The sequence below is a fragment of the Pseudomonas sp. ADAK18 genome, from assembly GCF_012935695.1.
Classification (GTDB): domain Bacteria; phylum Pseudomonadota; class Gammaproteobacteria; order Pseudomonadales; family Pseudomonadaceae; genus Aquipseudomonas.
This window is the reverse complement of the sequence record NZ_CP052859.1, coordinates 832,126-851,319: the sequence shown is the minus strand read 5'-3', so window position 1 is coordinate 851,319 and position 19,194 is coordinate 832,126. Positions and strand designations below refer to the sequence as shown.

Annotated in this window: 19 protein-coding genes; 7 read left to right on the top strand and 12 right to left on the bottom strand. The window is 59.6% G+C overall.

Annotated features, from left to right (window positions below):
- Positions 1-114 precede the first annotated feature (114 nt).
- The 5 genes from HKK55_RS03910 to HKK55_RS03890 form a co-directional block, all read right to left on the bottom strand.
- The gene (locus tag HKK55_RS03910) at positions 115-654 is read right to left on the bottom strand and encodes a C40 family peptidase (protein WP_169353452.1); all 540 of its coding nucleotides are present in this window, start codon (positions 652-654) and stop codon (positions 115-117) included.
- Between the two features lie 144 nt (positions 655-798).
- Entirely contained in the window at positions 799-1,428 is a 630-nt protein-coding gene (locus HKK55_RS03905; protein WP_169353451.1) for a C40 family peptidase, read from the bottom strand.
- Positions 1,429-1,642: 214 nt separating this feature from the next.
- Complete coding sequence (gene hda / locus HKK55_RS03900) at positions 1,643-2,347, bottom strand: DnaA regulatory inactivator Hda (RefSeq protein ID WP_054049492.1); 705 nt, start codon at positions 2,345-2,347, stop codon at positions 1,643-1,645.
- 230 nt (positions 2,348-2,577) lie between these two features.
- Positions 2,578-3,651, bottom strand: coding sequence for an AI-2E family transporter (locus HKK55_RS03895; protein WP_169353450.1), 1,074 nt, complete (start codon positions 3,649-3,651; stop codon positions 2,578-2,580).
- Positions 3,652-3,694: 43 nt separating this feature from the next.
- Entirely contained in the window at positions 3,695-4,738 is a 1,044-nt protein-coding gene (locus tag HKK55_RS03890) for a DUF2066 domain-containing protein (protein WP_169353449.1), read from the bottom strand.
- Positions 4,739-5,079: 341 nt separating this feature from the next.
- On the opposite strand from HKK55_RS03890, the gene purM reads away from it, so the two are divergent.
- From purM to HKK55_RS03870, 4 genes are all read left to right on the top strand, one after another.
- On the top strand, positions 5,080-6,138 hold the full coding sequence (purM, locus tag HKK55_RS03885; protein WP_124359311.1) for a phosphoribosylformylglycinamidine cyclo-ligase: 1,059 nt from the start codon (positions 5,080-5,082) through the stop codon (positions 6,136-6,138).
- Positions 6,139-6,149: 11 nt separating this feature from the next.
- On the top strand, positions 6,150-6,800 hold the full coding sequence (purN, locus tag HKK55_RS03880) for a phosphoribosylglycinamide formyltransferase (protein WP_169353448.1): 651 nt from the start codon (positions 6,150-6,152) through the stop codon (positions 6,798-6,800).
- 8 nt (positions 6,801-6,808) lie between these two features.
- Positions 6,809-7,522: a DUF3108 domain-containing protein gene (locus tag HKK55_RS03875; RefSeq protein ID WP_169353447.1), complete on the top strand. Its 714-nt coding sequence runs from the start codon at positions 6,809-6,811 to the stop codon at positions 7,520-7,522.
- A 417-nt stretch (positions 7,523-7,939) separates the two neighbouring features.
- Positions 7,940-8,128, top strand: a complete 189-nt coding sequence (locus HKK55_RS03870; RefSeq protein ID WP_169353446.1) for a hypothetical protein — start codon at positions 7,940-7,942, stop codon at positions 8,126-8,128.
- A 148-nt stretch (positions 8,129-8,276) separates the two neighbouring features.
- Here the strand turns inward: HKK55_RS03870 and HKK55_RS03865 are convergent, their stop codons facing one another.
- The 7 genes from HKK55_RS03865 to HKK55_RS03835 all read right to left on the bottom strand — a co-directional run bounded on the left by HKK55_RS03865 (position 8,277) and on the right by HKK55_RS03835 (position 16,106).
- A complete protein-coding gene (locus HKK55_RS03865; protein WP_169353445.1) occupies positions 8,277-8,822 on the bottom strand; it encodes a DUF2058 domain-containing protein in 546 nt (181 codons plus the stop codon).
- A gap of 25 nt (positions 8,823-8,847) precedes the next feature.
- Positions 8,848-9,681, bottom strand: coding sequence for a nucleoside triphosphate pyrophosphohydrolase (gene mazG / locus HKK55_RS03860; protein ID WP_169353444.1), 834 nt, complete (start codon positions 9,679-9,681; stop codon positions 8,848-8,850).
- Positions 9,682-9,865: 184 nt separating this feature from the next.
- The gene (gene relA, locus HKK55_RS03855; protein ID WP_155583358.1) at positions 9,866-12,109 is read right to left on the bottom strand and encodes a GTP diphosphokinase; all 2,244 of its coding nucleotides are present in this window, start codon (positions 12,107-12,109) and stop codon (positions 9,866-9,868) included.
- Positions 12,110-12,243: 134 nt separating this feature from the next.
- A complete protein-coding gene (rlmD, locus tag HKK55_RS03850; RefSeq protein ID WP_169353443.1) occupies positions 12,244-13,596 on the bottom strand; it encodes a 23S rRNA (uracil(1939)-C(5))-methyltransferase RlmD in 1,353 nt (450 codons plus the stop codon).
- Entirely contained in the window at positions 13,596-14,498 is a 903-nt protein-coding gene (gene cysM, locus HKK55_RS03845) for a cysteine synthase CysM (RefSeq protein WP_169353442.1), read from the bottom strand. Before cysM ends, rlmD begins: the two co-directional genes overlap by 1 nt.
- Before the next feature lie 111 nt (positions 14,499-14,609).
- On the bottom strand, positions 14,610-15,206 hold the full coding sequence (locus HKK55_RS03840) for a tRNA-uridine aminocarboxypropyltransferase (protein ID WP_169353441.1): 597 nt from the start codon (positions 15,204-15,206) through the stop codon (positions 14,610-14,612).
- Between the two features lie 6 nt (positions 15,207-15,212).
- Positions 15,213-16,106 (bottom strand): LysR family transcriptional regulator, encoded by an 894-nt coding sequence (locus HKK55_RS03835; RefSeq protein ID WP_155583362.1) that lies wholly within the window; start codon positions 16,104-16,106, stop codon positions 15,213-15,215.
- A 148-nt stretch (positions 16,107-16,254) separates the two neighbouring features.
- On the opposite strand from HKK55_RS03835, the gene speB reads away from it, so the two are divergent.
- Genes speB through HKK55_RS03820 form a run of 3 tightly spaced genes read left to right on the top strand, consistent with a single transcriptional unit; the run spans position 16,255 to position 19,163 of the window.
- Positions 16,255-17,205 (top strand): agmatinase, encoded by a 951-nt coding sequence (gene speB / locus HKK55_RS03830; RefSeq protein WP_169353440.1) that lies wholly within the window; start codon positions 16,255-16,257, stop codon positions 17,203-17,205.
- Positions 17,205-17,630, top strand: a complete 426-nt coding sequence (locus HKK55_RS03825; RefSeq protein ID WP_169353439.1) for a nuclear transport factor 2 family protein — start codon at positions 17,205-17,207, stop codon at positions 17,628-17,630. The genes speB and HKK55_RS03825 overlap by 1 nt, the downstream gene beginning before the upstream one ends.
- Before the next feature lie 21 nt (positions 17,631-17,651).
- The gene (locus tag HKK55_RS03820; RefSeq protein WP_169353438.1) at positions 17,652-19,163 is read left to right on the top strand and encodes a cytosine permease; all 1,512 of its coding nucleotides are present in this window, start codon (positions 17,652-17,654) and stop codon (positions 19,161-19,163) included.
- The last annotated feature ends 31 nt before the right edge of the window (positions 19,164-19,194 follow it).

Sequence of the window (19,194 nt, the reverse complement as noted above, 5' to 3'; positions counted from 1 at the left end):
AGCTGGCTTGCCTGCGATGCAGGCGCCTCGATGTATCAGTTACACCGAGGTGATGCTTTCGCGAGCAAGCCCGCTCCCACACTAGCCCGCTCCCACATTTTGATCAGCGCAATTCTAGGGGTTGCGCGCCAGATGCTCAGGCTGCAATACACGCTTGGCACTCAGGTAGGCGTTCTGCCAATAAGCTTTGGACAGTGTGTCCAGCTTCACCGTACCGCCGGTTTGCGGCGCGTGTACAAAACGCCCTTCACCCACGTAGATCCCGGCGTGGCTGACCCGCGAGCCACCACCGGTGGCGAAGAAGATCAAGTCACCGGTCTGTAAGGCGTCTTCGCTCACATCCTGGGCGCGCATCACAATCAGCTCACGCGTGGTACGCGGCAGAGAGATGCCCGCAGCATCACGGTAGACAAAGCCAATCAAACCGCTGCAATCAAAACCCGAGTCCGGCGTATTGCCGCCCCAGCGATAAGGCGTACCGACCAGGCCCAGCGCACGAAAAAGCACGTCTTCGGCCGCTGGCGAAAAGGTTTGGCTGGAATAGTTGAACACCGGCCTGGGCTTGACGGCCACGGGCGCAGGTGGGGGGTGACTTGCGCAGGCGCTAAGCAGCGCGGCGCAAACGAGAAGAATTAGGCGGGCCGAGGTCGACATGGGCAGAACAATCCTGATCTGGATGCGGCTTTCGCTGCCGAACGCTGGAAACCAGATCGCGCAAGCAAGGCTCGCGCGATCAGTTCACAACAATGTCCAGAGATTCTAGCTCTTACACGTCAAACTTCAAGTATCACTTTAACTTTACTTGCGAGCGGTAACGCTAGTAGGGGCCATGGCGAGGGCGCGCTTGGCTTCGATAAAGGTCTTGCTCCAGTAGCTGTCGCCCAGTTTGTCGACCCGCACACCACCGCTGCGGCGGCTGCTGGAGTGGATAAACTGGTCATCACCCAAGTAGATACCGGCGTGGCTGACACGACCACGACCATTGGTACTAAAGAAAAGCAGATCACCGGGCTTGAGGTTGTTTCGTGCGACCAACGGTGCATCCACGTTGATCATTTCGCGAGTAGAACGCGGCAAATTCATGCCAGCTTCTTCACGAAACAGGTAACCGATGAAGCCGCTGCAGTCGAAACCGGCTTCAGAAGTACCGCCAAAACGGTAACGGGTACCGATCAGGGACATGCCGCGTTCGAGGATGCTGTCGGCCAGAACTGGAAGCTGGTAAGGCTTGCTGCCGGCGAAGGCGACCAGTTCTTTTTCCGTTGCGAGCTCTTCTTGGTAAACAGTGGAAGACTGCGCAGCGACGAATTTTTGTTGATTCTGTTGTTGAGGTTTTTGCTGCTCAGCCACTTGTTGAGGGTGGGTGGCGCAACCAAACAACAGGGTAACGAGTGCGAGAGGCACGAGGGGTGCGAAGCGATTTAGCATGGGCACGACCGTGGCTGAATGTGTAAAGAAGCCGAGACTATGCCTTCTATCACATCGATTTGCAAATTCAATCGTGATCTATGTGACTTCTTGTTTGGCCTATGCCATCTAAGCCCTTAAACCCCATTTAGACCCTTTTGCGTGGCCAAACCGGCAAAAACGCAGGTTTTCTGGCGCCTGAAATTTGCCGAACCCCACATTTTTAAAGGGCTGGCTACCAGCCGAGGGTTTCCTTGAGGAAGGGAATGGTCAGCTTGCGCTGAGCCTGCAAAGAGGCCTGATCGAGCCGTTCGAGCAATTCGAACAGCGCGCTCATGCTGCGTGTGCCACGGGTAAGGATAAAGTGCCCGACTTCGTCGGTCAGGTGCAGGCCACGACGGGAGGCACGCAGTTGCAGGGCGCGCAATTTGTCTTCGTCGGACAGCGGGCGCATCTGGAAAATCAGCGCCAGGGTCAGGCGGGACTTGAGGTCCGCCAGCTTCACCGGCAGTTCCCGGGGCGAAGTAGACGCCGCAATCAGCAAGCGCCGGCCGCTGTCACGCAATCGGTTGAACAGATGGAACAGCGCCTCTTCCCAATCCGCCCGCCCTGCTACCGCCTGCAAATCATCCAGGCAGACCAGCTCGTATTGCTCAAGGTTGTCGAGGATCTCGATACCACGGTCCAGCAGCTCCGCCAGCGGCAGGTAAACCGCGGGCTCCCCCATCTGCTCGAAACGCAGGCAAGCGGCCTGTAGCAAGTGGGTACGCCCCACGCCGTCCTTGCCCCACAGATAGATCAGGCTTTCGGTCCACCCGGCGTCGGCTTCGCATAGCCGCTCGACATAGCCGAGTGCAGCGGCATTGGCGCCTGGGTAGTAATTGATAAAGGTAGCGTCGTCACGCAGACGCACACCTAGGGGCAGCTGAATCGGTTTCATGCTGACTGAACAGTTCCCATCGAACCGTTAGGGGCCTCTGTGTAAAGTTTGCAAAGTTTATACCCGTGACGCCGGGCGCACAATGCAGCAGACCACAAGCAAAATCAAAGGTTTGCGTTAACTCGTTGGATTTCGTGGAGATTGTTTGACGCGATGGCCAAATGCCCAGGCTCCATCAACAACAAACCCGGCGCCAGGCCGGGTTTGAAAGAGGGAGCCAAGCCTTGGATTTATAAGTCAGGCTCGTCGACGCCAGCGTAGATATCCGAGTCTTTATACAAATCATGCACATGGCGCACCAGCACCATGATCACCGCCGCCACCGGCAGCGCCAGCAAGATACCGGTAAAACCGAACAACTCGCCGCCAGCCAGGATCGCAAAGATCACCGCCACGGGGTGCAAGCCGATCCGATCCCCTACCAGCAACGGCGTCAACACCATGCCCTCCAGGGCTTGGCCAACCATAAACACCGCGACAATCCCCAGCATCGGATACAAGTCGCCACCAAACTGGAACAACCCGGCCACCAGCGCCGCGCCAATACCGATGACAAAGCCCATGTACGGCACAATCGCTGCCAAGCCCGCAATCAGGCCAATCAACAGCCCCAGCTCAAGGCCGATAGCCATCAGCCCAGCGGCATAGATGATCCCCAGGGCGAGCATCACCAGCAACTGACCACGGACGAAAGCACCAAGCACTTCGTGACACTCCTCGGCCAGAGACACGATGCGCTCTTCGCGGTTACGGGGCAGCAGACTGCGGATCTTCGCCATCATGATGTCCCAGTCCCGCAGCAGGTAGAACGCCACCACCGGAATCAGCACCAGGTTAGTCAACCAGCCAATCAACGCCAGGCTGGACGCCGTGGCCTGGCTGAGCACCACGCTGACAATGTCCGTGGTCTGGCCCATATGCTCACTGATGGCGGCCTTGACCTTGTCGAACTTCCAGAAGCCATCAGCCAGGCCTAGCTTGGTTTGGGCCCAAGGCATGGCAGTGTGCTGCAGCCAGTCGAGCATTTGCGGCGCCAGTTCATAAAGGCGAAACAACTGCTTGGCCAGCATCGGCACCAACACCAGCAGCAGCGCCATGATGATCAGGGTGAACAGCGCAAACACCGTCACCACGCCCCACGTCCGCGACAGGCCAGCCTTCTCCAGGCGATCCACCACCGGATCGAACAGATAGGCCAGCAACAAGGCGACCAGGAACGGCGTCAGGATCGAATGCAGCAAAAATACAAACACACACAGCAGGACGATCCCGCCAAGCCACACCCAACGACGCGTATCCGCCATAACCCACTCCATTTTTCAGTTGCTGCTATATAAGGAAGAACATTTACCAGCGAAAACGTAACTGCGCCTGCGGCTCTGCCGGTGCTGGCTGCGCACCGTCTACAGCGGGTTGCTGCACAGGTGCCGGGGTTTCACCCGCCGGAACCTCCTGCAATTTGGCTAGGCTCAACTGCGTACGCAACTGGTCGGCACTGCCATTGACCCGGTAGACAATACGACTGCCATCCACCCGCAAAGGGTGCCCGCCAAAAGGCTCAAGCAAGCGGCCTAAAGCGGCGTAGCGCTCCAGGTTCATGCCCTGCACTTCCAGCAATTGTTCACTGCTTACCCCAGGTTTGACCGCAAAGCGCGGTGCCAGGCGCTCGCTGACTGCCAGCAATACGGCATCGGCGAGAGCTGCGGTATCAGCCGCCTGCGCGGTGCCCTGCTCACTTTTGTCACCCAACCACAGTCGCCATTTGGCCTGCCACTGGCCGCCATCTTCACGGGCGTGCACCGCCAGCAACGCATCAGCGCCATAACGCTCGGACGCCGCTCGTAATGGCGTCGCATCCGGGCTTTCAAGGTTGGGCGCGGTGGCAACAATCTGCTCATCCAGATCGCCCAGGGGCAGGCGCAGCGGCAAACCCCGGTGCTGAGCTGCACGCCGCAACGGCTGGGCGATGGCTTGGCCATCACCCACCAGACTGCTGCCCTCGGTGGAGTCATTCAGCCACCAGCCAAGGATCGACGGCCGATTACTGCCCCACAATGCCAAACCCGCCCCGCGCAAGGCGCGATCGGTGCTGACCGGATCGAAATCCACCTGCAGGCTTTCGGGTGGCCCTGCGTCATAACCGTACTGGCTGATGATCTGTTGCGGGTCTTTGCGAATCTCCGCCAGGCCCGGGCCTTGAGCGGCCTTGGCGTCACCAGTCAAGCGGATGACCAGGGTCTCCAGGGCGCGCTGTGTCGCTTGGGCGCGCTCATCCGGAGACTGGCCGCTGACCGGTTCCAATACTTGATAAAGGCCATGGAGGGTTTCGGCATGACTCGCCAGGCTGACCAATGACAAACAGCCCACAAAGAAGAATTTACACAGACGCATGGAAGATTCCCGACACAAAAAACGGCTGGAACAGACCAAATGAAGACCGCTTGGCAAGGCTGTGACCACAGCAAGCAGTAAAACATTCACAGGGTCTTGGTAAGTTTTCGTACTGTCATAACGATAGCCGGTTAAAGGCTATACCTTAATACAGCCTCGAAGCGCGTCGATTAGCGTTTTTTTTAACACCATATGCCCCTGCCCGTCGGCCCGAGGATGGCCGCTGCCCCTCAAGCCTGATAAAATCGCGCGCCTTCGCAGACCGGCAACGTCTGGGCATTTTTCCAAGTGCCCCGCGCCATTCGGTCGTTACCCCTGAATCCCCCCTAAAGGCCTGGATCATGAGCAAGCAACCCTCCCTGAGCTACAAGGACGCCGGTGTAGACATCGACGCCGGTGAAGCATTGGTCGAACGCATCAAGAGCGTCGCCAAGCGCACTGCGCGCCCCGAAGTCATGGGCGGCCTGGGCGGTTTTGGCGCCCTCTGCGAAATCCCGGCCGGTTACAAGCAGCCTGTCCTGGTGTCCGGCACCGACGGCGTGGGCACCAAGCTGCGCCTGGCACTGAACCTGAACAAGCACGACAGCATCGGCATCGATCTGGTCGCCATGTGCGTCAACGACCTAGTGGTCTGCGGTGCCGAGCCACTGTTCTTCCTCGACTACTACGCCACCGGCAAGCTCAACGTCGAAACCGCCACCCAGGTGGTAACAGGCATCGGCGCAGGCTGTGAGCTGTCCGGTTGCTCCCTGGTCGGCGGCGAAACCGCTGAAATGCCAGGTATGTACGAAGGCGAAGATTACGACCTGGCCGGCTTCTGCGTCGGCGTTGTGGAAAAATCCGAAATCATCGACGGCTCCAAAGTGGCTGCCGGTGACGCCCTGCTGGCCCTGCCATCGTCCGGCCCGCACTCCAACGGCTACTCGCTGATCCGCAAGATCATCGAAGTGTCCGGTGCAGACATCGAAAACATCCAGCTCGACGGCAAGCCACTGACCGATCTGCTGATGGCCCCGACCCGTATCTACGTCAAGCCGTTGCTCAAGCTGATCAAAGACACCGGCGCCGTCAAAGCTATGGCCCACATCACCGGTGGCGGCCTGCTGGACAACATCCCACGCGTACTGCCTAAAGGCGCCCAGGCAATTGTCGACGTGGCCAGCTGGCAGCGTCCGGCGGTATTCGACTGGCTGCAAGAGAAAGGCAACGTCAACGAAACCGAAATGCACCGCGTGCTGAACTGCGGTGTAGGCATGGTGATCTGCGTAGCTCAAGAGCACGTTGAAACCGCGTTGAACGTCCTGCGTGAAGCCGGCGAGCAGCCATGGGTCATCGGCCAGATCGCAACTGCCGCCGAAGGCGCAGCTCAGGTTGAACTGAAAAACCTTAAGGCACATTGATGCAAGAGCGGATGCCCGCAACCTGTGATGTCGTGGTGCTGCTCTCCGGCACCGGCAGTAACTTGCAGGCCTTGATCGACAGCACGCGCACGGGCGATAGCCCTGTGCGCATCGCTGCGGTGATTTCCAACCGCAGCGACGCCTACGGCCTGCAACGCGCCAGGGACGCCGGTATCGATACCCGCTCCCTGGATCACAAGGCTTTCGAAGGCCGCGAGGCCTTCGATACAGCCTTGATCGAACTGATCGACGCCTTTAACCCCAAGCTCGTGGTCCTGGCCGGTTTCATGCGCATTCTCAGCGCTGACTTCGTGCGGCATTACCAGGGGCGCCTGCTGAATATCCACCCTTCCCTGCTGCCCAAATACAAAGGGTTACATACGCACCAACGCGCCCTTGAGGCCGGCGATGCGGAGCACGGCTGCAGCGTGCACTTCGTCACCGAGGAACTCGATGGCGGGCCTCTGGTCGTACAGGCAGTAGTTCCGGTAGAGTCTGCGGACTCTGCGCAGACGCTTGCGCAACGGGTTCATACCCAGGAACACAGGATTTACCCGTTGGCTGTTCGCTGGTTCGCTGAGGAGCGGTTGATTCTCAGTGAACAGGGTGCATTATTGGACGGTCAGTTACTCGCGGCCAGCGGCCACTTGATTCGAACCTAGGAGATTTTATGCGTCGCGCCCTGCTCTTCGCTTTTGCGCTGTTTGCCTTGCCTGCCGTGCAAGCGGCAGACCTTCAACCGTTCTCCGCCAGCTACACCGCCGACTGGAAACAGTTGCCCATGAGTGGTTCGGCCGAACGCAGCCTGACCAAGAATGACAACGGCACCTGGACCTTGAATTTCAAGGCTTCCATGATGATCGCCAGCCTGACCGAGACCAGCGTCATCCGTCTCGACAAAAATGCCCTGCAGCCACAGAGCTACACCTTCGAACGAGGTGGCCTGGGCAAGACGAAGAAGATCAACCTGGATTTCGACTGGACCGCCAACAAGGTCACCGGTTTTGAAAACAAGGACGCGGTCAACCTCCCACTGGAAAGCGGGATGCTGGACAAGTCCACCTACCAGTTGGTTTTGCAGCGTGATGTCGCCGCTGGCAAGAAAAGCATGAGCTATCGGGTGGCCGAAGGCACCGATACAGACACCTATGATTTCCGCGTGATCGGCCCGGAAAAGGTCCAGACCAAGGCAGGCTCCATTGATGCCATCAAGGTCGAGCGTGTGCGTGACCCGACACAAACCAAGCGCATTACCCAGATGTGGTTTGCCAAGGACTGGGGCGGCATCCTGGTTGCCCTGCGTCAGGTAGAAACCGACGGCAAGGAATACAACATCATGCTGCAAGACGGTACTGTGGACGGCAAGGCTGTCAAAGGCAGCTGATCCACCGCTATCGATATAGAGAGCCTCGCTGAATGCGGGGCTTTTTTTCGCCTCATGTGGCGAGCGGGCTTGCCCGCGTTGGGGCACGAAGCGACCCCAGTAAGCACCGCGCGCTATTCAAACAGGTTGGGAATAAGGTACTGGGGCTGCTACGCAGCCCAACGCGGGCAAGCCCGCTCGCCACAGCCTCTCCTCTCCTCTCCTCTCCTCTCCTCTCAAATGACGCAAACATGAAACTTTTGTCATAAAACTCAACCGCCTGCGACGCAATGTCGCGGTTTTCGGGGGCTGAAGGACTGTTCCAATTTCAGTAAAGGTCTGTTGCACTTTTTGCTTATTTACTTAGCAAGCTAACAAACCATATAACAAAGGCCTGCGACGCCTTGCCGCAGATCAACCAGAGATTGGAGCAAGCAGATGACTGTAAAAGTAACTGAACGCGACGATGCACATATGTCCCATGAAGGCGTAGCCAATGGCATCCGTATCTGGGATGTACATCAACAAGACCTGCTGGTAGGTATGTTTCACTCCGAAATCGATGCCCACAATTATAAAAGCGAGCTCGAAACCCTAGAGATGAAACGCCAGGCGCAAAGCTCCTGAAGCATTGAAATCCCGCTGGTACCCGGCCCACGCAGCCGCGGTACCGGCAAACAAAAACCCCGCCGTTGAGCGGGGTTTGTTGTTTTATGGGCCTACTGGGGATGCTGCGCAACCCAACGGGGGCAAGCCCCCTCGCCACAATGTTGCCTTACCACATCAGATCATCAGGGATCTGGTAGGCCGCATACGGATCATCCTCATCCGGCACCTGGCTCTCGGTCAGGATGTTGAGTTGGACAATTCGCTCTGGCGCCCGCTCCTGAATCTTCAGCGCCGCCTCACGCGGAATCACTTCGTAACCGCCACCGTGATGGACAATCGCCAGGGAGCCGTTGCTCAGCTTATTGCGCATCAATGTGTTGACCGACAGGCGCTTGACCTTCTTGTCATCGACGAAGTTGTAGTAATCCTCGGTGGTCAACTTCGGCAAGCGCGAGGTTTCGATCAATTGCTTGACCTGAGCTGTGCGCGCTTTGGCCTCGGCCTTTTCCTGCTGCAGGCGGTTCAGTTCCTGGTCACGCTTGACCTTCTCGGCCTGCGCCTCAATGGCCAGACGCGCCTGGGTGTCATCAGCTTCGACCTGGCCTTTATGGACCAGACGCTGCTGTTTCTGTTTATCCTTGCCGACCTGCTTGGCCTGCTTTTGATTGACCAGACCTGCTTTGAGCAACTGGTCGCGAAGGGAAAGGCTCATGGTGCTTACTCACTTAGGCAACTGCTCAACCGCAGCTGGACACATTCTTTTCCTGACGTTTGGCTTCGCCCCACAGGGCGTCCAACTCTTCGAGGGTGCAATCTTCTATGGGACGGTGGGTCTCGCGCAATGCCTGTTCGATAAATCGGAAACGTCGTTCGAATTTGGCATTGGCGCCGCGCAGGGCGGTTTCCGGGTCAACCTTGAGATGACGAGCCAGGTTGACCGCCGCAAACAGCAGGTCACCGACTTCATCAGCGATAGCCGCCGGGTCGTTATCGGCCATGGCTTCAAGTACTTCATCCAGCTCTTCGCGCACGTTATCCACTACCGGCAACGCCGCTGGCCAATCGAAACCGACTTGCCCTGCGCGTTTTTGCAATTTGGCTGCGCGGGACAAAGCGGGCAAGGTTGTGGGCACATCGTCGAGCAAGGATAACTGCTCAGGTGTATCGGACTTTTCTGCCCTCTCCTCAGCTTTGATCTCCTCCCAACGTACCTTGACCTGTTCTTCACTTAACTGTGGGATATCCAGCGGTGCGTACAGATCTCCCGTCGGGAACACATGGGGGTGACGACGAATCAGCTTGCGGGTGATGCTGTCGATCACCCCGGCAAACTCGAAACGCCCTTCTTCCCGTGCCAGTTGGCTGTAATACACGACCTGAAACAACAGGTCGCCTAACTCACCTTGCAGGTGATCAAAATCCCCGCGCTCGATGGCATCGGCGACTTCGTAGGCTTCTTCCAGGGTGTGCGGAACAATGGTGGCGTAGGTTTGCTTGATGTCCCACGGGCAACCGTATTGCGGGTCCCGCAGGCGGCTCATCAGGTGCAGCAAGTCTTCAAGTGAATACATCAATCAATCTCTGTCCGCTGAAATGGGAACGCTGAAGCTCAAATGTGGGAGCGGGCTTGTGGGAGCTGGCTTGCCTGCGACGGCATCGACTCGGTGTATCTGATACACCGAGGCGCCTGCATCGCGGGCAAGCCCGGCTCCCACACAAGCCTGTTCCCACACTAGTGCGCGCTCATCCCACTACTCAAGGCGTCCGGTTGCGCCGGGTCTCAATGATGTTCGGCAACTGGGAAATACGCCCCAGCAGCCGTCCCAGCGCGTCCAGCCCCGGAATCTCGATGGTCAGGGACATCAACGCGGTGTTGTCCTCCTTGTTCGAGCGTGTATTGACCGCCAATACGTTGATCCGCTCATTGAGCAGCACTTGCGACACATCCCGCAGTAGACCGGAGCGATCGTAGGCGCGAATGACGATGTCCACCGGATAGGTGAGCACCGGCACCGGGCCCCAACTGACCTGGATGATCCGCTCCGGCTCACGCCCGCCCAGCTGCAACACCGAGGCACAATCCTGACGGTGAATGCTCACCCCACGGCCTTGGGTGATGTAACCGACGATTGCGTCGCCCGGAAGCGGCTGGCAGCAGCCAGCCATTTGCGTCATCAGGTTGCCGACGCCCTGGATCTGGATATCACCACGTTTGCCCGGTTTGTAGCCCGTGGCCTTGCGCGGGATCAGTTCCAACTGCTCGCTGCCACGCTCCGGCTCCACCAACTGCTGGGCCAGGTTGACCAACTGCGCCAGGCGCAAATCGCCGGCACCGAGGGCGGCGAACATGTCTTCGGCGATCTTCATGTTGGCCTTTTCGGCCAGCTTGTCGAAGTCGACCTGCGGCAGCCCCAGACGTGCCAGCTCGCGCTCGAGCAAGGTCTTGCCGGCCGCGACGTTTTGATCACGCGCCTGCAACTTGAACCAATGGACAATCTTCGCCCGCGCCCGGGATGTGGTGATGTAGCCCAGGTTCGGGTTCAGCCAGTCGCGGCTCGGCGTACCGTGCTTGCTAGTGATGATCTCGACCTGTTCACCAGTCTGCAGGCTGTAGTTGAGCGGCACGATGCGCCCGTTGATCTTGGCGCCACGGCAGTTGTGGCCGATCTCGGTGTGCACGCGGTACGCAAAGTCCAACGGCGTGGCGCCCTTGGGCAGGTCGATGGCGTGACCGTCGGGGGTGAAGATGTAGACCCGATCGGGTTCGATATCCACCCGCAACTGTTCGGCCAGGCCGCCGATATCGCCGAGTTCTTCGTGCCATTCCAGCACCTGGCGCAACCAGGAGATTTTCTCTTCGTACTGGTTGGAGCCGGCCTTGACGTCGGTGCCCTTGTAGCGCCAGTGAGCACACACACCCAGCTCAGCCTCTTCGTGCATGGCGTGGGTGCGGATCTGCACTTCCAGCACTTTGCCCTCGGGGCCGATCACTGCGGTGTGCAACGAGCGATAGCCGTTTTCCTTGGGGTTGGCGATGTAGTCGTCGAACTCCTTGGGAATGTGCCGCCACAGCGTGTGGACGATGCCCAGCGCGGTGTAGCAATCGCGCATTTCCGGCACCAGCACCCGCACGGCGCGTACGTCGTAGATCTGGCTGAAGGCCAGACCCTTGCGCTGCATTTTGCGCCAGATGGAATAGATGTGCTTGGCCCGGCCACTGATGTCAGCCTCGACGCCAGTAGCCTGCAACTCGGAGCGCAACTGGCCCATCACGTCACTGATAAAGCGCTCACGGTCCAGCCGCCGCTCGTGGAGCAGCGTGGCGATCTGTTTGTATTGATCGGGTTCGAGGTAGCGGAAGGACAGGTCCTCCAGCTCCCACTTGATATGACCGATGCCCAGACGGTGGGCCAACGGCGCGTAGATATCGAAAACTTCCCGGGCAACGCGATTGCGCTTTTCGTCGTCGGCAGTTTTTACCGCACGAATCGCGCAGGTACGCTCGGCCAGTTTGATCAGGGCAACGCGCACGTCATCGACCATCGCTACCAGCATCTTGCGCAGGTTTTCCACTTGGCCCTGGGTGCCCATCACCATGGACTGACGCGGGCTGAGGCTGGCGCTGATGGCGGCCATGCGCGCCACACCATCAATCAACTTGGCGACCACGGCGCCAAACCGCTGGCTGACGGTGGGCAGCGCAATATGCCCTTCGCGCACGCCGCGATACAGCACGGCCGCGATCAACGAATCCTGATCGAGCTTGAGATCGGCGAGGATCTCGGCGATTTCCAACCCTGTGCGAAAGCTTGAGGTGCCTTCGGCCCACAGGTTCTTGGCCGCATTGTCTTGCTGCTCAGACTCACGAGCGAACTCGCAGGCTGCTTTCAAGGCTTCACGGTCCAGTGCCGGGTCGACACTGACGGCATGATCCAGCCATGCCTCGAGATTGATACTGCCGTCGGTGTTGATCGGCTGGTGTGCTCTCACCTGTACCATCTTGCTTACCTTCCCTACGACGCACCTTTAGTGCATCAAAATCATCGCTGACCTGCTTTACAAAACAAGCTTGCGCACACTCCCTGGCAGGTCACAGGCCCAGAGATGCAGGCCAGTCGGATTAAACAGGCATCCTAGCCCGCTTCAAATAACGCCATGGCCTCGACATGGGCCGTCTGCGGAAACATGTCGAGGATCCCGGCACGCTTTAGCCGGTAGCCTTGCTTGACCAACTCGACCGTGTCCCGCGCCAGCGTCGCTGGGTTGCAGGACACATACACCAGGCGATCGGCCCCCAGAGTGGCGAGCTTGCGCACAGCCTCCAGGGCACCATCGCGAGGTGGGTCCAAGAGTACCGCAGAAAAGCCCTCTTTGGCCCACTCTGCGTCGGTCAAAGGCTGGGACAAATCGGCCTGAAAAAACTGCACATTATGCAAATTGTTGCTGATGGCGTTGGCCGCAGCACGATCAACCATCGCCTGCACACCTTCTACCGCCACCACCTCCCGCACCTGACGCGCCAGGGGCAAGGCGAAATTGCCCAGGCCGCAAAACAGGTCCAGAACCCGTTCATCAGACTTCGGCGCCAGCCACTCCAGGGCCTGGGCAACCATCGCCTCGTTGACCCCGGCGTTGACCTGGATAAAATCCCCCGGCCGATAGGCCAGCTCCAGATCCCAGCGCTCCAACCGATAACCCAGGGCCTGATCTGGTTCGAATGGCTGCGGCTCGCCTTCGCCATGGAGCCACAGTTGCGCTTCATGGAACGTACAAAATTCTTTCAGGATCGTCAGGTCCGCTTCGGACAACGGCGACATGTGCCGCAACAACACGGCGATGGACGATCCGCTGAACAGTTCGACATGGCCCAGAGCCTGAGGCTTGCTCAGACGCCGTAGCATATTCGGCAAACGCTGCATGATCGGTTGCAAGGCCTGTACCAGCACCGGGCAATCGTCGATAGCGACGATGTCCTGGCTGGCGACAGCGCGGAAACCCACCTCAAGTTTTTTCGCCTTGGCATCCCAGCGCACGGCCACCCGGGCACGACGGCGATAGGCGAATTCCGGGCCGCTCAATGGCGCGGCCCACTCTTGGGGTTCGACACCCGCCACGCGGGACAACTGCTCGGCGAGCATGCGCTGTTTCAGGGCGAGTTGTTCGTCGTGGGGCAAGTGCTGCAGGCTGCAACCGCCACAGCGGCCGGCATGCACACAGGGTGCGGGACGGCGCAACTCGCTGGCCTTGAACACCCGCTCGGTACGGGCCTCGACCACTTTGCCATGGGCGCCCAGCACCCGCGCCTCGACCTCTTCGCCAGCCAGTGCACCGATCACAAACCAGGTGCGGCCTTCGAAGAACACGATGCCACGGCCGTCATTGGCCAGGCGCTCGATGGTCAGGCGCTGTTTCTTGCCCGTCGGTATTTGTGGGGCCCGGCTGCCGCCCGTCGGTTGGAAGCGCAAGCCTCTCTCGTGCTTGGCCATCAGTTAGGCGCGTCGAAAATGCCGGTCGACAGGTAACGGTCGCCACGGTCACAGATGATCGCAACAATCACCGCGTTTTCCAGCTCCTGGGACAAGCGCAACATCCCCGCCACAGCGCCACCTGAGGACACGCCGCAGAAGATGCCCTCTTCACGGGCCAAGCGCCGGGTGGTGTCTTCGGCTTCACGCTGGGCCATGTCGATGATGCGATCGACGCGCTCGGCGTTGTAGATCTTCGGCAAGTACTCTTGCGGCCAGCGACGAATCCCGGGGATCGCCGAACCTTCCATGGGTTGCAAACCGACGATCTGGATCTCGGGGTTCTGCTCCTTGAGGAAGCGCGACGTGCCCATGATGGTGCCGGTGGTGCCCATGGAACTGACGAAATGGGTGATGGTGCCTTGGGTCTGGCGCCAGATCTCCGGACCGGTGCTGGTGTAGTGCGCCTCCGGGTTATCACCGTTGGCGAACTGGTCCAGCACCTGGCCACGGCCTTCGGCAGCCATGCGCTCGGCGAGATCGCGTGCACCCTCCATGCCTTCTTCCTGGGTCACCAGAATCAGCTCGGCGCCATAGGCGGTCATCGCTGCCTTGCGCTCGGCGCTGCCGTTGTCGGGCATGATCAGGATCATCTTGTAACCCTTGATCGCCGCGGCCATGGCCAGGGCAATCCCGGTATTACCGGAGGTGGCTTCGATCAGGGTATCGCCGGGCTGGATCTGCCCACGCAGCTCGGCGCGGGTGATCATCGACAGCGCCGGGCGGTCCTTGACCGAGCCCGCAGGGTTATTCCCTTCGAGCTTGAGCAACAAGGTATTACTCGTATTGCCCGGCATGCGCTGCAAGCGGACCAGCGGGGTGTTGCCGACGCAATCGGCGATAGTTGGGTACTGCAAGGTCATGGCGTATTCGCAATCCAGACTGCGGGGGCGCCCATCATACCGGCAAACGCTGGCGGGCCATATCACGCAAAGTATGGTGTTTATCGCTTAATGGAATAAGTAACAAAACAATCATCCTGGACCATGGTTTTTCTGGAAAACCTCATCGCCCATCGCTGCGATCTGCCCTTCGATCAACGCCTCGAACGGCTTCAACAACGGCTCGAACGACACGGGGGCCTCCAATACCTGAAGCGCCTGCACAATCGCCTCCACCGTCGACAACGCCCCTGGCCCCGGCGCCTTGCGCAGCCGATATCTGGACACGGCGCCCTCGGCCAACGTGACTCGCGGCAACGCCGCCAACAAGGGGTTGAGGTGCAGCAATTTGCGCGCCTTGCGCCAGGTACCGTCGGGCACTACCAACAGCAACGGCTCGTCGGACGGCGTATACGCCTGCAACGGTTGCGCATCCTCGGCAGGAAACAACAGTCGCGTCCGGTACCCGGGTACGTTCAATAAGGCTGGCAGATTCTCAAACACCTCCCCCACCACCAACTGCGCATTCATCAGCCCCAGCGCCGCCAACCGCGCAGTGTTCAAGGCGTGGTTGACCTCACTGGGATGCTGCAGCAGCAACACGCGGGTGCGGCTATCCAGGCTCGGGATCAGCGGACACAAGCAGTGAGTGAGCGGCCTGAGGCAGCGGGAACATTGGGGTCTGGACATGAGTTTTCAGGCCTGGTTGAGCTGGGCTTTGAGCAAGTCGCGGAAGGTTTGGATCAGCGGTTCGCGACTGCGGCCCCGGCGCATGATCATCGAAAACGGCGCCTGATAACCAAAAGTCGCTGGCAACAGCACCCGCAGGTCACCCTTGTCGGCCCAGGCCTGAGCATAGTGCTCCGGCAGGTAGCCGATGTAGGCACCTGACAGCACCAGGATCAGTTGCGCCTCCATACTTTCCACGGTAGCGGCGCTGTGCTTGAAGCCGTGGCGTGCCAGTTCGGCCTGGCTCCAGTAACCACGACCGACCATGCGTTGCTGGGTGATCACTTGTTCAGGAATGCGCCGTTCGTTGAACAACGGGTGACGTGTGCTGCAATACAACCAGTGCTGCTCCCGATAGAGCGGCATGTAGATCAGCCCGCTCATGCGCGTGGAAAAAGCGCCGATGGCCAAGTCCAGACGATTGTCCTGCACCCCCAGTTGCAGTTCGTAGGGGCTCATTACCGACAGGTGCAAATGCACCGCCGGGTGTTCAAGACTGTAGGCACCGATCACCTCGGCGAACGGCAGGGCCTTGTCGCTGACGGTGGAGTCCAGCACGCCGAGCTTGAGGGTGCCGCGCAACTCGCCCTTGAGCGCAGCGGCGTATTGCTCGAAGCCTTCCAGTTCGCCGAGTAGACGCAAGGTTTCCTGGTGGAACAGTTCGCCCTTGCTGGTCAAGCTGAAACCGCCCCGCCCGCGATGGCACAGCACCAGGCCCAACGCGCCTTCCAGTTGGCTCATGTAGGTGCTGATGGCCGACGTCGACAGGTTGAGTTCGTGCTGGGCGTTGGCAAACCCCTGGTGCCGCACCACGCTGACAAAAATGCGCAGGAGTTTCAGGTCGGGCAAGGCGTTGGCCATGAGTGGCTCCGAGTAACAATCGGTAAAGTCTACCTCAGAGATTAGTTTAGAAAAATCTGAACTAAGTATTTGCGCCCAGCGATTCTTCCCCTCCCCGGCATTTCGCAGAATCGGCCTCTAATAAACAAAACAACGATGAGGCAATCCCGTGGACAAGATTTTCCACCAACCACTGGGCGGCAACGAAATGCCGCGCTTCGCCGGCATCGCCACCATGATGCGTCTTCCCCATTTGCAATCGGCCGAGGGTCTCGATGCCGCCTTTATCGGCGTGCCCCTGGATATCGGCACCTCCCTGCGCGCCGGCACCCGCTTCGGGCCCCGTGAAATCCGCGCCGAGTCGGTGATGATCCGCCCCTACAATATGGCCACCGGCGCCGCGCCGTTTGACTCGTTGTCCGTTGCGGACATCGGCGATGTCGCCATCAATACCTTCAACCTGCTGGACGCTGTGCGGATCATCGAAGAGTCTTACGATGAGATCCTTGAGCACGATGTGATTCCGTTGACCCTGGGCGGCGACCACACCATCACCCTGCCGATCCTGCGGGCGATCCACAAGAAACACGGCAAGGTCGGGCTGGTGCACATCGATGCCCACGCTGACGTCAACGACCATATGTTCGGCGAGAAAATCGCCCACGGCACCACCTTCCGCCGCGCCGTGGAAGAAGGTCTGCTCGATTGCGACCGCGTGGTGCAGATCGGCCTGCGAGCCCAGGGCTACACCGCTGAAGACTTCAACTGGAGCCGCAAGCAGGGCTTTCGCGTAGTCCAGGCTGAGGAATGCTGGCACCACTCCCTGGCGCCATTGATGGCCGAAGTGCGTGAGAAGGTCGGCGGTGGCCCGGTCTATCTGAGCTTCGACATCGACGGCATCGACCCGGCTTGGGCGCCTGGCACCGGCACCCCGGAAATCGGTGGGCTGACCACCATCCAGGCGATCGAGATCATCCGTGGCTGCCAAGGCCTGGACCTGATTGGTTGCGATCTGGTAGAAGTTTCGCCGCCCTATGACACCACCGGCAACACCTCGCTGCTGGGCGCCAACCTGCTGTACGAAATGCTCTGCGTACTGCCGGGCGTGGTCCACCGCTAATGAACGAACGCGACGAGGTTTTGGACGCGGCGGCCGACCTGGTGTCGGCCTTCGCCCGCAATGATCGCGACGCCTACTTCGGCGCGTTCAGTGCGCACGCCAGCTTCGTGTTCTACACCCTTCCCGAGCCGCTGCTGAGTCGCGATGCCTATCAGGTGTTGTGGGACAGCTGGCGCCGGGATGAAGGCTTCGAGGTGCTGTCCTGCACCTCAAGCAACGCTTTCGTCAACCTGCAAGGTGACGTGGCGATATTTATTCATGACGTGGCCACCGAGCTGCGCATGAACGGGGAGCAAAGCTTTAGCCAGGAACGCGAGACCATTGTCTTCAAACGACAAGGTTTGCGCACACAACAACAAAAAGGCCTGTGGCTGGCCTGTCACGAACATTTGTCCGCTATGCCGGAAGGGCTGCCGCCCCCTTAGCCAATGTGATCGGAGCAGATCATGAATAATAAAAACAACGAAAACAGTATTCGCAACATAGAAACCAACGGCGTCGAACAGATCCCGGACCATGAGCGCACAGCCGGGCCCAAGGATTTGTTTCGCCTGATTTTCGGCGGTGCCAACACCTTTGCCACCGCAGTACTGGGCAGCTTCCCGGTGCTGTTTGGCTTGTCGTTCCAGGCCGGCGTCTGGGCGATTGTCCTCGGCGTGCTGGTGGGCGCGGTGATCCTGGCACCCATGGGCCTGTTCGGGCCGCTCAATGGCACCAACAACGCAGTGTCTTCGGGTGCGCATTTCGGTGTGCACGGGCGGATTGTCGGCTCGTTCCTATCACTGCTAACCGCTATCGCGTTTTTCTCACTGTCGGTGTGGAGTTCAGGCGATGCATTGGTCGGTGGTGCGAAACGGCTGATTGGCTTGCCGGAAACCGACCTGACCCTGGGCCTCGCTTACGGCGTATTCGCGATCCTGGTACTGACGGTGTGCATCTACGGCTTCCGCTTCATGCTGTGGGTCAACCGTATTGCCGTGTGGGCGGCGAGCTTGCTGTTCTTGCTGGGGATCTTTGCCTTCGCACCGACTTTCGACAGCCACTTCGCGGGCACCGTCGGCCTCGGCCAGACCGGCTTCTGGGCATCCTTTATCGGTGCCGCACTGGTAGCCATGAGCAACCCGATTTCCTTCGGCGCGTTTCTTGGCGACTGGTCGCGCTATATCCCTCGGGAAACGCCTAAAGGCCGGATCATGCTGGCGGTAATCGCCGCGCAGATCGCGACCCTGATTCCGTTCCTGTTCGGCCTGGCCACTGCGACCATCGTGGCGATCAAAGCGCCGGACTATATCGCAGCCAATAACTACGTCGGCGGCCTGCTGGCGGTGGCGCCAAGCTGGTTCTTCCTGCCGGTATGCCTGATCGCGGTGATCGGCGGCATGTCCACCGGCACCACCTCGCTGTATGGCACCGGCCTGGACATGTCCAGCGTGTTCCCACGGCTGTTGTCGCGGGTCAAGGCGACGTTGCTGATCGGTGTGATGTCGATTGCCTTCATCTTCATCGGACGTTTCGCCGCCAACCTGGTGCAGAGCGTGTCGACCTTCGCCGTGCTGATCATTACCTGCACCACGCCGTGGATGGTGATGATGATCATCGGCCTGATCGTACGCCGAGGCTTCTACTGCCCGGACGACCTGCAAGTCTTCACCCGCGGTGAGACCGGCGGACGCTACTGGTTCAGCCATGGCTGGAACTGGCGCGGCCTGGGCGCCTGGATTCCCAGTGCGCTGGTGGGGCTGTGCTTCGTCAACTTGCCTGGGCAGTTTGTCGGGCCACTGGGCAACCTGGCCGATGGCATCGACATCAGCCTGCCAGTGACCTTGGGCCTGGCCTCGGTGGTGTACCTGACCTTGCTTCGTCTGTTTCCGGAACCGGCTTCGGTTTACGGGCCAAACGATTCTCGTAGCAAGCGCACGGATGCGCTCGATAAACCGGCGATGCAACAAGCCGCCTGATAGCCCATAAAAAAGATAATCGGAGACCCGC